Raw genomic sequence first — 13,739 nt, 5'->3', positions numbered from 1 at the left:
CTTTCTTGTTTTGTTCATTTTGAATAATTTCTTGGCTTCGCATTTTGAACACCGCTCAATTCGATAATTTTTTGTCTACAGAAACGAGAAATCCTTTTAAATAATCGATTTCTTTTGTGATTCTTTCACGTTCAGCGTCTACATCTATGTTTTCTTCAAGCGCAACATAACATTCTTCTTTGCCAGCTAAGAAACTAACTGCTCCAGCTACTTTTTCTTGAACAAAGGTTAGTTTTTCAATGTTAGCCAACTTGATAATACTTCTTGATAGTTTGTAAAATCAATTTCTGTTGCATTGATAGCTAATGGTAAAGCAATTTTAGGTGAAATCTGCTTAGTATTACGGATATTTCGAACTTCAGAAATAATCTGCTGAACAAAAGTAAATTCCTTAATGATTTTTGATCGATAGCGCCAACCGTTGGATACTCTGCAACAATGATACAATCTTTTGCATCGCGTTCTCCAAATAGTTCATCATGCCAAAGTTCCTCAGACAAGAAAGGCATAAAAGGATGAACCAATGTAAGTATACGTTTGAAAAATCCCTTTACCACTTCAAAAGTTTCCGTTTCAAGAGGAGTTTGATACGCAGGTTTTACAAGCTCTAAATACCAAGCACAGAAATCATCCCATACTAATTTGTAAGTAGACATCAGGGCATCGGATAGGCGATAATGATTAAAGTGATCTTCGATCTCAATTAAAGTAGCATTAAATTTGCTTTCAAACCATTTTGCCGCAGTTTTCTGAGCTTCAGTTGCAGGAGCATCTATAGTCTCTAAACCTTTAACTAAACGGAATGCATTCCATATTTTATTCGCGAAATTACGGCCTTGCTCACAGTAAGAGACATCAAACATTAAGTCATTTCCAGCAGGCGAAGAAAGTAGCATACCTACGCGTACACCATCGGTGCCGTATTGAGCCATCAGTTCGATCGGATCAGGAGAATTTCCTAATGATTTGGACATTTTCCGGCCCAATTTATCACGAACGATACCTGTAAGATATACATTTTTGAAAGGAGCTTTACCCGTATATGCATGTCCCATGATCATCATACGCGCTACCCAGAAAAATAAAATTTCGGGGGCTGTTACTAAATCATTTGTAGGGTAGTAATAGTTGAATTCTTCATTTTCAGGGTTGCGAACGCCGTCGAATACCGACATAGGCCATAAACCAGACGAGAACCATGTATCGAGTACATCTTCTTCCTGACGAATCGCACCAGCAACTTTACCTTGAGATTCAAACTCTTGAATTGCCTCAGATTCAGTTTTTGCAACTACCCATTCATTTTTTTCATTGTACCATGCCGGAATACGTTGACCCCACCATAGCTGACGGGAAATACACCAATCTTTTACATTTTCCATCCAATGTTTGTAGCTGGATGTAAACTTGTCTGGAATTAAATTTACTTCTCCGCTTACAACATAATCTAATGCAGGTTGAGCTAATTTATCCATTTTGCACCACCATTGCATGGAAAGTTTTGGTTCAATAGCAGCATCAGTACGCTCTGAAAAACCTACTTGAGATTTATAATCTTCAATTTTTTCGATCTGATTGACTTCCTCTAAAAGTTTCGCAATCTTTTTACGAGCAATGAAGCGGTCTTCACCAACTAAAATTTGAGCATTGGCATTTAATGTTCCATCATCGTTTAATAAATCAATGATTTCTAAGTTATGTTTTTGACCTAAAGCATAATCATTCAAATCATGAGCAGGAGTTACTTTAAGGCAACCTGTACCAAATTCTATATCCACGTATTCATCTTCGATGATTGGAATCTCACGATTTATTAACGGGATAATAACTGATTTACCTTTTAGGTGTGTATAGCGCTCATCATTAGGGTTAATACAGATAGCTGCATCGGCCATGATCGTCTCTGGACGAGTCGTAGCAATGATGATTTGTTCATTTGAATCCTTAATTTGATAACGGATGTAGTATAGTTTTTGGTTGACCTCTCTACGGATTACCTCTTCATCAGATAAAGCTGTTTTTCCCTGTGGATCCCAGTTTACCATACGGACACCACGGTAAATGTAACCTTCTTTATAGAACTTGATGAAGGTGTCAATCACTGATTCTGATAAATCAGCGTCCATCGTAAATTTTGTGCGTTCCCAATCACATGAGGCACCTAATTTCTCAAGTTGTTTTAAGATGATGCCACCATATTTCTCTTTCCATTCCCAAGCATGTTTTAAGAAATCTTCACGCGATAATGATTTTTTATCAATTCCCTGCTCTTTCAACATCGCGACAACCTTTGCTTCAGTTGCAATAGAGGCATGATCGGTTCCAGGGACCCAACAAGCATTTTTACCCTGCATACGTGCTCGACGAATCAATACATCTTGAATGGTATTGTTCAGCATATGTCCCATGTGCAATACACCGGTGACGTTCGGAGGAGGCATTACTATTGTGTACGGTTCACGCTCATCAGGTGTAGAACGGAAAAATCCGTTCTCCATCCAGTAGCTGTACCATTTGTCTTCAGCTTCTTTAGGATTGTAAGTTTTTGCTATACTCATGATAATTTTTTTTCAAAATCGTTTGCAAATTTAGCGAATTTAGTTGTTTTATAGAAGTTTAATATTGCTATTTCAAAAATTGGTTTTCGACTCATTTATGCTTTTCATTACGTATAAAACCACATTACTAAGTGTAAATATATAATTAAGAGTATATCTTAAATTTTATCAAGCTTTAATGTGTTGATTATGATCTTGTTGTAATGTTGGTTTTGCAGCCATTTCTACTGTAAAATTGAAATTGACCTTATGGTAATATTTTTATAACATAATCATAACATTTTAGACTATTATTACTGAAATAGCGTACATTTGCGTGTTTTACATAAATACTAAAAATGAATAGAATTGCCAATGAGTTAAAGGCCCTAACTCAGTACTTTTTATTTTGGCTTATCATCTGTTTTATTGATCGATTGCTGTTTATAACAGCTTTTTTTGATAAAATTGGATCGAAAAATTTCTCAGAGATTTTCAAAATCTATTATCACGGCCTTAGTTTAGATTTTTCAGCAGTATCCTATATCTGTGCAGTTCCTTTTCTTATCTACTGTATCTTATCTTTTTTACCGAATGTACATTATAAAAGAAAAATATTGGATGTGTACACCATCACTTTGCTCGTTATTTATTTTGTTGTTTCTTTTATTAATATCAATATTTATCGGGAATGGGGCGATAAAATTTCAAAGAGAGCAATTGATGCTTTTTTAGCATCACCATCTGGAGCCGTTGCTTCTGCCGAATCAACACCTGTATTCTTTCCAGTTTTTGGAATGATTTTCGGAATCGTTGTGGGCTATTTTTTATATCGTTGGATGTTTAAGAAAGTGCATTTTTATAATATTAGTTGCCTTGGCAGAATGCTATTAAATTATTGATTGGAGCTATTTTGCTATTTACTTTTATAAGAGGAGGATATGGAAGAGCAACTTTAAATCCGAGTAAAGCTTATTTTTCTGAGCAAAGCTTTTATAATCATGCTGCGGTAAATACACAATGGGCATTGTTGCGGGACTATTTTGCGAAAAGTACCCGGTTAAAAAGTCCTTATCAGTTTTATAATGATGAAACCCAGCTCCATTCAACTTTAAAACCTGCATTTAATGCAAATCCAGATTCATCCGTTTCTATATTGACTACGAAGCGTCCAAACGTTGTTGTCATCATGTTAGAAAGTTTTGTTGGCGGTCTAATTGAATCAATGGGAGGAGAAAAAGGAATTACACCAAATTTGAGAAATTAATTAATCAAGGCGTATTTTTTGACCATATTTATGCGGCCGCAGATCGATCTGATAAAGGAATGGTGGGAATATTCAGTGCTTTTCCGGCACAAGGACCCGAAAGCATTATCAAGTATATCGATAAACATGAGAATTTGCCGGCCGTAGGTCAAGAATTAAGCAGTGCAGGTTACCATGGCTCATTTTATCATGGGGGTCAAAGTGAGTTTTACAATTTTAAATCGTACATGTTGATGCACGGTGTCTCGAAAGTTGTCGATAATGCAAACTTTGGTGTAGATGTTTCACGGGCTTCATGGGGTGTCTATGACCATATTGTATTAAAACGAATGCTACATGATTTTGATACCGAGAAAACCCCTTTCTTTTCAACAATTTTTACACTAATCAATCACGAGCCCTTTAACTTGCCAGGGCGTTATAAATTTGGGACTAAATCAAATGCAGATAAATTTAGAAGCACAGCCTTCTATACAGATTCGATTGTTTATGATTTTATTAATCAAGCCAAAACCAAAAGCTGGTATAAAAATACCCTATTTGTTGTTGTAGCAGATCATGGACACCGGTTGCCTGCAGAGAAATGGGAGTTGTCTAACCCGCATCGTTTTCATATTCCACTATTATTTTTTGGTGATGTAATCAAACCTGAGTTCAGAGGTAAAAAAATCGACCGTATCGGCAATCAGACCGATATGGTAGCGACATTGCTTCATCAATTAAATCTTCCGGCTACTCGATACCATTGGAGTCGCGATTTATTGAATCCAACCACACCTCAAATTGCGTTTTACAATTCTAAAGATGCTTTTGGTGTAATTACACCAGATCAAGTCGTGAGTTTTGATAATGTAGGGAAGATTATTAATTATAAACAGAATAGTGACTATTCTCCTGTAAAAACAGATAGTTTACTCAATATAGGAAAAGCTTATTACCAAGAAGTGTATAAAGAGTTTTTAAAATATTAGATAGAAAATATGATAAAGTTGAAAGGTTCATTTGCACCATATCTCGGTTTGCTGATTAGATTTCTCATACTGTTGTTAATTTATGCTTTTTTAAGACTGGGTTTTTATGGGATTAATTATGCTCTTTTTCCCCATGTAAATAATGCTCAATTATTGTATATGTTATGGGGTGGGATTAAATTTGATATCGTAGCGCTACTATATTTAAATATACTCTATTTATTGATGCAGATTATTCCTGCACCATTCAAGTATAATACCTTATATCAAAAAATAGCAAAGTGGATTTTTATTATTACCAATTCAATCGGAATCGCTTTAAATTTAGTTGATTTTGCTTATTATCCATTTACCTTGAAACGAACTACAGGGACGGTATTTGATCAGTTTGCAAATGAAAAAAATTTAGGTTCCTTGGCTTTAGATTTTTGTCTTGACTACTGGTATCTTTTTATACTATTTGCGATATTGATTTATGCTTTAATTAAGCTATATGATCTCGTACAAGTGCAGCGTCCACTATTGTTTAGATGGCCTACATATAGCATTCAATCGGCTTGTTTTTTAATTGCTGTTTTTCTGTTTATTGGAGGTGTTCGTGGAGGATGGGCGCATAGTACAAGGCCTATTACATTAAGTAATGCAGGAGATTATGTAACGAATCCCGAAGAGATGAATATTGTATTAAATACCCCTTTTAGTTTAATGAAGACGTTAAAAGCGGTTAATTTAAAACCTATTCATACGTATACCGAACAAGAGCTGACTGCAATTTATAATCCTGTTCATTATCCTCAAAGTAAGGAGCCGTTTAAAAAAATGAATGTTGTCTTTCTAATTTTGGAAAGCTTTGCAAAAGAACATTTTGGAGAGTTAAATAAAGATATTCAAGGCGGACAGTATAAAGGATATACACCATTTTTGGATTCTTTAATCCGGGAAGGATATACTTTTGAACATACCTATGCTAACGGACGTAAGTCAATTGATGCATTGCCTTCTGTTATAACAGGAATACCATCTGTAGGTGAACCGTTTGTATTGTCGGTATATTCTGGTAATAAAACGACCAGTATTGCTAATTTGTTAGCAAATAAAGGTTATGAAACAGCATTTTTTCACGGCGCTCCAAATGGAAGTATGGGATTTTCTGCATATATGAAGTTAGCCGGTATTCAACATTATTATGGTAAAAACGAATACAATAACGATGCAGACTTGACGGTATCTGGGGCATATGGGACGAACCGTTTATGCAATATATGGCTAATGAAATCAACACCTTTAAACAGCCATTTTTTGCAAGTTTCTTTTCGCTTTCTTCTCACCACCCTTTTAAAGTACCCTCAAAATATGAAGGAGTTTTTCCAAAAGGACCTTTACCCGTTCAAGAACCTATTGGTTATACTGATAATGCATTGCGTCAATTTTTTAAAACTGCATCTTCTATGTCTTGGTATAAAAATACCTTGTTTGTTATCTGTGCAGACCATGCAACGGTAAGTGCATTGCCAGAATACCAGACTGCGGCCAATAGTTATGCGATTCCTATTATCCTTTACCATCCAGGAGGAGATTTAAAAGGTAGAAGTGATAAATTGGCGCAACAGATAGATATCATGCCTACAGTATTAAATTATTTGAATTATGATAAACCATATTTTGCATTTGGTTTCGATGCATTAAATCCAACAAAGGAAAATTTTGTAGTCAACAATAATTCAGGAATATTTAATTTTTATTACAAAGATTATTTGCTGATCAACGATGGAATAAAAATATTTCCCTCCACAATCTAAAAGAAGATCGGTTAATGAAACATGATTTATTGAAGCAACCACCCCTAGTGCTAGATACTATGGAAACAAAATTTAAAGCTTTTGAACAGCAATATAATAACCGAATGATCGAAAATAAATTAATTTACGACGGTAAATAACTGGAATTATTAGCATTAATATTAAGCATTACCCCACAAAGGTGATGCTTTTTGTATTTTTAAGATTAACAATACGATCACCCTAGTACGATATAAGAATGAGCCTGCAGGATGATAACAATGGCTATACGATCATCCTAGCACGACATAGGATTGAGCCTGCAAGTAGATAACATTGACTATACCATCAGCCTAGATCGACACAATGAATAGATTATCTATGCACCTGCTATGCACAATATACACACAACAAATAGCCGAATGAGCTTATAGGATGACTATAGGTTGAAACTCATTTTGAAAAGTTTTAATACAAACTTTATAAATAGGATAAATGATCGATGGAGATTACACGTTTGTGAAAGATTAAAATAACTAAAAAATATTTATTCGCTATTCGTTTTTTATACGTCAATTTGTAATTTATTTGCCCATGAACTAAAGTAGTAATCCTTATCTTTGTATCATGTCTGAACACGCTATTTTGGAACAAGAAACAATTGTGGCATTAGCCACAGCAAGTGGTAATGGTGCTATCGCTGTAATACGTCTTTCTGGTAAAGATGCTATTGAAATAACCAACCAGGTATTTCGGGGTAAGAATTTGCTCAAGCAAGCTTCACATACTCTTCATTTCGGTACAGTACGAGATGGAGAAGAAATCATTGATGAGGTATTGGTCTCCCTATTTGTAGGTCCTAATTCTTATACTAAAGAAAATGTAGTTGAGATCTCCACCCACAATTCTAAGTATATAATTGAACGTGTGATGAGTTTGCTTATTAAAAAAGGAGCACGAGCAGCTAAAGCAGGGGAATTCACATTACGTGCTTTTTTAAATGGGGGAATGGACCTTTCTCAAGCAGAAGCTGTTGCTGATTTGATTGCTTCAAATTCTGCTGCTTCCCATCAAATTGCGATGCAACAGATGAGAGGCGGATTTTCCAATCAGTTGAAAAAATTGAGAGATGATTTGATCCACTTTGCATCACTAATAGAATTGGAACTCGACTTTTCAGAAGAAGATGTAGAATTTGCAAACCGCGATCAATTGAAAAGTTTAATTAAACAAATTAATCAAGTGGTGAGTAAGTTGATTTCTTCATTTGAACAAGGTAATGTTTTGAAAAATGGTGTTCCAGTTGTAATTGCAGGTAAACCTAATGTCGGAAAATCTACTTTGTTGAATGCTTTATTGAATGAGGAGCGTGCCATTGTATCGGACATTGCGGGTACCACAAGAGATACGATTGAAGATGAAATAAATATCAAAGGAATTACTTTCCGATTTATTGATACTGCCGGTATTCGTGAAACTATCGATGTTATCGAGGCTAAAGGAGTAGAGCGTACGCGAGAAAAAATGAAGCAGGCACGTTTAATCATTTATTTATTTGATCCTACACAAGACGAGGTGGTAGATATTGAGGCGCAGATTGCAGAAGTTGCAGTATTGAACATACCTTTTGTTACAATTATTAATAAAGCTGACTTGCTTACAGTAGAGCAGAAAAAGCAGTATGAGGTTTTAAAACCGCTATACATATCTGCAAAAGAACAAATAGGAGTAGAGGAGCTAAAAGATGAACTATTAAATCAAGTAAATCTATCTAACTTAAATACTGACGATGTCTTAGTAACCAATATCCGTCACGTAGAAGCTCTTCAGCATACACGAACATCCTTGGAACGCGTACTCAACGGAATTGACAATCCGGTTACATCTGATTTCTTAGCCATGGATATACGACAATCACTATATCATTTAGGCGAAATTACAGGTTCTGTTTCAACCGATGATTTGTTGGATAATATATTTTCGAAATTCTGTATCGGAAAATAATAATTGAAATGATTAACAGTAAAAAGCATTAACAATTGGATTGTTAGTGCTTTTTTTGTGATTAATGATTTGCTGAATAAAACTTCGTGTTTGCTATAGTGGATAGTAGAACTCAAAAATTAGAATTGCCTCTGTTTTCTATTATTGATGTTTATTTTGTTCCGATCGAGCTGATTAATACTAGTGTGTGGTAATTAAATGTGATGTCTATTTTATATTCAATTGACTATTACTTAAAGTGCTGTAATATGGGGTGATGAAATACAATATTCGTTTTATCATTTTAAAAGCATATGGTGATTTTAAATATTCGTATTTTCCGCTGAAATTCCTTAAATTTAAATACTCCAATTTTAAGCGGGTTTAGTTAATCAATATCTTATTAGCCTTAAGCTTTTTGTCAGGCTTGTATTGTTAATATTCATAAAAACATAGAAATGAAGATCACATCCATTTTATATTTATTGCTATTGGGTCCCCTAATTGGCAACGCACAGGAAAATATCGATTTTAGTGGCAATAAAACCATTGTTTCTCCCGAGATTAACGGAAAACAGATAACCTTCAGACTTTTGGCTCCAGAAGCGAAGACTGTAAGTTACAGGGCAATTGGATGCAACTGATGACTTGAATTCTGGAATTAAAGATTCAAGGGGAGTATGGTCGTTTACAAATCAGGACCTGAAAGCCGATATTTATACCTATTCTTTTATTGTGGATGGAGTTAAAGCTACTGATCCCAATAACGCTTATCAGGTTCGGGATGTAAGTTCTGTCATGAGCATGTTTATCGTAAATGGACCAGAATCATCCAATTATACTGTTCAAAATGTCCCTCATGGTACTGTTGCTAAAAGATGGTATACTTCAAGAGGGCTAAAAGAAGACCGTAGATTAACCGTTTATACACCTCCCGGTTATGAGGCTTCAAAAGAAAAATATCCTGTCCTTTATCTTTTACATGGGATGGGGGGGGACGAAGAAGCTTGGATGACCTTAGGGAGAGCTTCACAAATTTTAGATAATCTAATAGCGCAAGGAAAAGCAAAGCCGATGATTGTCATTATGCCTAATGGTCACACAAGTAATGCGGCTGCACCAGGGGAGTCTTCTAAGGGTTTTTATAAAATTGATATGGTAACTCCAGATATTTTTACAGGAGATATGGAAGCTAATTTTAATGAAATCATAACTTTTACAGAACAGAATTATCGGGTGAAAGCTGATGCGAAAAATAGAGCTATTGCTGGACTTTCAATGGGAGGTTTTCATTCCTTGTATATTTCAGCTAACCAACCTAAAACTTTTGATTATATTGGATTATTTTCTCCTGCAATTCTTCCTCCAGAAAATAAGAAAAGCCCAATTTACGAAAATCTTGATGCCAAGCTTCAGGTTCAAAAAAACAATGCTTACCGCTTGTACTGGATTGCCATTGGGAAAACGGATTTTTTATACAAGCATGTTGCCGGTTTCAGGGATAAACTCGATAAGATGAATTTTAGCTATCAATATGTCGAATCAGAAGGCGGTCATACCTGGAGCAACTGGAGGAAATATCTCAATGATTTTGTTCCTCAATTGTTTAAATAAAAAAAGTGTTATGATGCGAAAAGTTAAAAGTATCGTTGTTTTTTGTGCTTCTAGTTTAGGTAAAGAAAGTAGCTATGAGGAGCAAGCTGCACATGTGGGGCATGTATTTGCGAAAAAAGGTATTCGTCTAGTATATGGTGGTGGACGAGTTGGATTGATGGGGGCAGTTGCCAATGGTGCATTAGAAAAAGGAGGCGAAGTGATAGGTGTCATTCCTGAGTTTCTCAATTCCAAGGAAAGAGAGCATACAGGGGTTACAAAGTTAATTACAGTAGATACCATGCATGATCGCAAGCGAATCATGCACGATTATTCAGATGGAGTCATTGCATTGTCTGGGGGCTTTGGAACGCTCGAAGAGCTATTTGAAATGGTGACTTGGGGTCAGCTGGGGTTACATAAAAAACCAGTAGGAATTCTCAATACGAATGGTTATTATGATCACCTCCTGTTATTTATTGATCACATGACGGCAGAAGGTTTATTGAAAGAAGAGAATAAATCCATGCTTCTGTTTGGAAATACCATTGAAGAGTTATTAGAAAAAATGGAACGGTACGAAGCACCCAAGGTGACTAAATGGATAGAAAAAGATGAAATTTAAACCTATTTATTAGTTGTTTAAGCATCTCTCTTATTGTGATTTTACTTTCGTCTTAATTTTTTTACAATTTGACTAATTAAAACCGATTTATAATCTGTTTATTTGTGTATCAGTAATGATGAAATTTCATCGAATAAACCTAACCGTATGGCGCTAATTATTTTAAATATTATTTTTTGCATTGCTTTTATAGGATTTGCCTATGTAAATCTCAATGATAAAGATTCCTGGCTGTGGATTCCAATTTATATGCTGGCCTCTATTTGTTGCGGACTAGCCGTGTTTAATTTCTACTATCCATTTATATACCTTGGTGCTATTGTATTTTATCTAGTTTATGCAGTTATACTTTTTTTGCAAAAGATGGCGTTCGCGATTGGTTGATGAAATATCGTAGACCAAGTATTGTGGAAAGTATGCAAGCAACGAAGCCATATATTGAGAAGACAAGAGAGTTTTTTGGTCTTCTGATTGTTAGCGGCGCATTAGCTCTAAATTATTTTGTTGCTGTTAATTTATAAAATTTATACTTGTGATTGATTTAAAAAAGAAAAAACAGCTAAGTGATATATTTCAAAAAATTATCCAACAAAACCTAGAATTAGATGCATGGTCTTGGTTGGACAATAAAGTGGAATTGATTAAAAATGAAGAAAAAACACTTCAATTAAATTTGAGTTTTTCCCAGCTCCCAAGAAAGCTTGGAAAAGAAAATATTGTTGTCCAATCCGAAGATGTTGCTGATCTAAAACAATTATTACCTGGCTTTTCTTTGGAAGCATGGACCATTGACCGATTATGTAGAGTATGGTTGTTGATGCAGTTACCTGATCAGAACAAGGAACAATATCTGAAAAAAGTCAATACTTTATTTATTGCTTCAGAAATGAATGAACTGATTGCATTATACTCCGCTTTACCTTTCTTGAGCCATACCGAAGAATGGGTCGGTAAATGTGAAGAAGGAATCCGTAGTAATATAGGTACTGTATTGGAAGCAATTATGTATCATAATCCTTATCCATCAGTTATGCTTTCAGAAGGAGCATGGAATCAAATGATTTTGAAAGCATTTTTTACAGAGAAAGATGTTAAAAAAATTACTGGATTAAAAGAGCGCGTTAATCAGGCTTTAGCGAATACCTTGAACGATTATGTACAGGAACGCTTGGCAGCCCATAGAACTGTTCATCCAGAAATCTACCAATTAATAGAATTAGGAAAATAAAAAAATATTGAATTATGTGCTGTAATGAAAATTTCCAAGAAAGAAATTTAGGCGAAAGAAACCAAAGTACTCTTGATTTAAATGATATTAGTGGAATGAAGTTTTTTGACCCTCATATTCACATGACTTCACGAACTACCGATGATTACCAAGCAATGGTTGATGCCGGGATTGTGGCAATTATTGAACCTGCTTTTTGGTTAGGACAACCTCGAACAGGGATCGATAGTTTTACGGATTACTACAGTAGCTTAATTGGATGGGAAAGATTTAGATCTTCTCAGTTTGGTATTAAGCATTACTGTACTATAGGATTAAATTCACGTGAAGCGAACAATGAGCAATTAGCCGAACAGGTGATGGAATTACTGCCTCAGTTTATTTTCAAGGAAGGTGTGGTCGGTATTGGTGAAATTGGTTTTGATGATCAGACTGCCGCCGAAGAAAAATATTTCCGGTTACAGCTGGAGCTTGCTAAAGAAGCTGGACTTCCAGTGCAGATTCATACACCACATAGAGACAAGAAAAAAGGCACGCAACGAAGCATGGATATTGCTATTGAACATGGACTTTCTCCGTATTCAGTGATTATAGATCATAATAATGAAGAAACGGTTAAAGAAGTCTTAGATCGAGGGTTTTGGGCAGCTTTTACGATTTATCCTTTTACGAAAATGGGAAATGAACGTATGGTTGAGGTTGTTAAACAGTATGGTTCTGAAAGAATTATGATTAATTCAGCTGCCGATTGGGGAATTTCTGACCCGCTCGCTGTTCCTAAAACAGCAGCTCTGATGAAACAATCAGGTATTAGTTTAGATGATATTGAATTGGTGAGTTACCGGAATGCAATTACCGCTTTTGGTCAAAGTGGACAGATAGACGAACGTGATTTTGTAACTATAAAAAATATTGATCAGTCTCAAAAATTTGAAAGTAATTCTATTTTGCGTGGTGGTCAACAACCAAGGATAGATAAGAATTCGATCATTATTACTTAATCGTACACATATTGAAAAAATTAAAAGGATATATACGATTAATGAGACCAGCAAATGTCGTTACTGCAGTAGCCGACGCACTTGCTGGTATAGCAATATCCGGATATTTATTAACCGAAGGATGGAATTCTCCAGTACCTATTATTTTACTTTGCATTTCAACAATAGGGCTGTATAGTGGTGGAATTATTTTTAACGATGTTTTTGATACAGATCTGGATAGAATAGAACGACCTGAGCGACCCATACCTAGTGGATTGATTAGCGAAAAAGAGGCCACAGTATTTGGATCTTTATTCTTCTTAGTTGGACTAATAGCAGCCTATTTCGTAGGAAGTATTACAGTAATACTAGCTATAGCGATTATTTTAGCTTGTCTTGTCTACAACAGATGGGCAAAACATCATTCATTTTTAGGTCCGCTTAATATGGGACTTTGCCGTGGCCTAAACCTCTTATTGGGAGTTAGTATTATAAGTACAGAGGTAAGTCAATGGTGGTTCTTGGCTATTGTACCTATTATCTACATCGCTTCTATTACAATGATAAGTCGGGGAGAAGTACATGGAGGAAGTAAAAAAATGCTTTATTTTGCCGCTGTACTTTATGCAGTTGTTATCACTAGCATTTATTTTTTGCAGCAAGCGAAGGGGGATATTATTATTACTCTTTTGTTTATCGATTCCGTTCGCTTGGAGTGATTTTAAACCCATATTAAGAGCTATAAATAATCCGATAGGCCCAATATAGGTAAAG

General features: G+C 35.3%; 13 protein-coding genes and 2 pseudogenes. 14 read left to right on the top strand and 1 reads right to left on the bottom strand.

The features are described 5' to 3' along the window. A pseudogene (locus L950_RS20390) lies at nucleotides 1-2,558 on the bottom strand (valine--tRNA ligase); the annotation flags it as partial. A gap of 338 nt (nucleotides 2,559-2,896) precedes the next feature. Here L950_RS20390 and L950_RS34180 point away from each other — a divergent pair. From L950_RS34180 to eboC, 14 genes and pseudogenes are all read left to right on the top strand, one after another. Beyond that, a complete protein-coding gene (locus L950_RS34180) occupies nucleotides 2,897-3,439 on the top strand; it encodes a hypothetical protein (RefSeq protein WP_231577489.1) in 543 nt (180 codons plus the stop codon). After that, nucleotides 3,436-3,804 carry a hypothetical protein gene (locus L950_RS34175; RefSeq protein ID WP_231577488.1) on the top strand — a complete coding sequence of 123 codons (369 nt, stop codon included), beginning with the start codon at nucleotides 3,436-3,438 and terminating at the stop codon, nucleotides 3,802-3,804. Before L950_RS34180 ends, L950_RS34175 begins: the two co-directional genes overlap by 4 nt. Continuing rightward, a complete protein-coding gene (locus L950_RS34170; RefSeq protein WP_316930717.1) occupies nucleotides 3,759-4,775 on the top strand; it encodes an LTA synthase family protein in 1,017 nt (338 codons plus the stop codon). The genes L950_RS34175 and L950_RS34170 overlap by 46 nt, the downstream gene beginning before the upstream one ends. A gap of 9 nt (nucleotides 4,776-4,784) precedes the next feature. After that, nucleotides 4,785-5,936: pseudogene (locus tag L950_RS36810) on the top strand (LTA synthase family protein); the annotation flags it as partial. 92 nt (nucleotides 5,937-6,028) lie between these two features. Continuing rightward, nucleotides 6,029-6,574, top strand: a complete 546-nt coding sequence (locus tag L950_RS36805) for an LTA synthase family protein (RefSeq protein ID WP_316930716.1) — start codon at nucleotides 6,029-6,031, stop codon at nucleotides 6,572-6,574. A 606-nt stretch (nucleotides 6,575-7,180) separates the two neighbouring features. Further along, nucleotides 7,181-8,557, top strand: a complete 1,377-nt coding sequence (gene mnmE, locus L950_RS20375) for a tRNA uridine-5-carboxymethylaminomethyl(34) synthesis GTPase MnmE (RefSeq protein WP_021189022.1) — start codon at nucleotides 7,181-7,183, stop codon at nucleotides 8,555-8,557. A 437-nt stretch (nucleotides 8,558-8,994) separates the two neighbouring features. Beyond that, a complete protein-coding gene (locus tag L950_RS30895; RefSeq protein ID WP_021189021.1) occupies nucleotides 8,995-9,180 on the top strand; it encodes a hypothetical protein in 186 nt (61 codons plus the stop codon). 4 nt (nucleotides 9,181-9,184) lie between these two features. Beyond that, the gene (locus L950_RS20370) at nucleotides 9,185-10,150 is read left to right on the top strand and encodes an alpha/beta hydrolase-fold protein (protein ID WP_231577487.1); all 966 of its coding nucleotides are present in this window, start codon (nucleotides 9,185-9,187) and stop codon (nucleotides 10,148-10,150) included. A 10-nt stretch (nucleotides 10,151-10,160) separates the two neighbouring features. After that, nucleotides 10,161-10,754 carry a TIGR00730 family Rossman fold protein gene (locus tag L950_RS20365; RefSeq protein ID WP_021189019.1) on the top strand — a complete coding sequence of 198 codons (594 nt, stop codon included), beginning with the start codon at nucleotides 10,161-10,163 and terminating at the stop codon, nucleotides 10,752-10,754. A gap of 147 nt (nucleotides 10,755-10,901) precedes the next feature. Continuing rightward, nucleotides 10,902-11,138: a transmembrane 220 family protein gene (locus L950_RS34165; RefSeq protein ID WP_231577486.1), complete on the top strand. Its 237-nt coding sequence runs from the start codon at nucleotides 10,902-10,904 to the stop codon at nucleotides 11,136-11,138. Beyond that, the gene (locus L950_RS34160) at nucleotides 11,138-11,275 is read left to right on the top strand and encodes a transmembrane 220 family protein (RefSeq protein ID WP_410528145.1); all 138 of its coding nucleotides are present in this window, start codon (nucleotides 11,138-11,140) and stop codon (nucleotides 11,273-11,275) included. The genes L950_RS34165 and L950_RS34160 overlap by 1 nt, the downstream gene beginning before the upstream one ends. A gap of 11 nt (nucleotides 11,276-11,286) precedes the next feature. After that, on the top strand, nucleotides 11,287-11,982 hold the full coding sequence (locus L950_RS20355; RefSeq protein ID WP_021189018.1) for an EboA domain-containing protein: 696 nt from the start codon (nucleotides 11,287-11,289) through the stop codon (nucleotides 11,980-11,982). 14 nt (nucleotides 11,983-11,996) lie between these two features. Next, nucleotides 11,997-12,983, top strand: a complete 987-nt coding sequence (locus L950_RS20350; RefSeq protein ID WP_021189017.1) for a TatD family hydrolase — start codon at nucleotides 11,997-11,999, stop codon at nucleotides 12,981-12,983. Nucleotides 12,984-13,024: 41 nt separating this feature from the next. Continuing rightward, a complete protein-coding gene (gene eboC / locus L950_RS20345) occupies nucleotides 13,025-13,684 on the top strand; it encodes a UbiA-like protein EboC (protein WP_021189016.1) in 660 nt (219 codons plus the stop codon). The last annotated feature ends 55 nt before the right edge of the window (nucleotides 13,685-13,739 follow it).

It is taken from the genome of Sphingobacterium sp. IITKGP-BTPF85 (assembly GCF_001006065.1).
GTDB classification, from domain to species: Bacteria; Bacteroidota; Bacteroidia; order Sphingobacteriales; family Sphingobacteriaceae; genus Sphingobacterium; species Sphingobacterium anhuiense.
The sequence above is the reverse complement of the archived record's forward strand: the minus strand, read 5'-3'. Positions and strand labels throughout refer to the sequence as shown.

Bases quoted from the DNA above. Each gene is read 5' to 3' on its own strand.
- L950_RS34180 (WP_231577489.1), top strand. From the start codon at position 2,897: ATGAATAGAATTGCCAATGAGTTAAAGGCCCTAACTCAGTACTTTTTA.
- L950_RS36805 (WP_316930716.1), top strand. From the start codon at position 6,029: ATGCAATATATGGCTAATGAAATCAACACCTTTAAACAGCCATTTTTT.
- mnmE (WP_021189022.1), top strand. From the start codon at position 7,181: ATGTCTGAACACGCTATTTTGGAACAAGAAACAATTGTGGCATTAGCC.
- L950_RS30895 (WP_021189021.1), top strand. From the start codon at position 8,995: ATGAAGATCACATCCATTTTATATTTATTGCTATTGGGTCCCCTAATT.
- L950_RS20365 (WP_021189019.1), top strand. From the start codon at position 10,161: ATGATGCGAAAAGTTAAAAGTATCGTTGTTTTTTGTGCTTCTAGTTTA.
- L950_RS34165 (WP_231577486.1), top strand. From the start codon at position 10,902: ATGGCGCTAATTATTTTAAATATTATTTTTTGCATTGCTTTTATAGGA.
- L950_RS34160 (WP_410528145.1), top strand. From the start codon at position 11,138: ATGAAATATCGTAGACCAAGTATTGTGGAAAGTATGCAAGCAACGAAG.
- L950_RS20350 (WP_021189017.1), top strand. From the start codon at position 11,997: ATGTGCTGTAATGAAAATTTCCAAGAAAGAAATTTAGGCGAAAGAAAC.
- eboC (WP_021189016.1), top strand. From the start codon at position 13,025: ATGAGACCAGCAAATGTCGTTACTGCAGTAGCCGACGCACTTGCTGGT.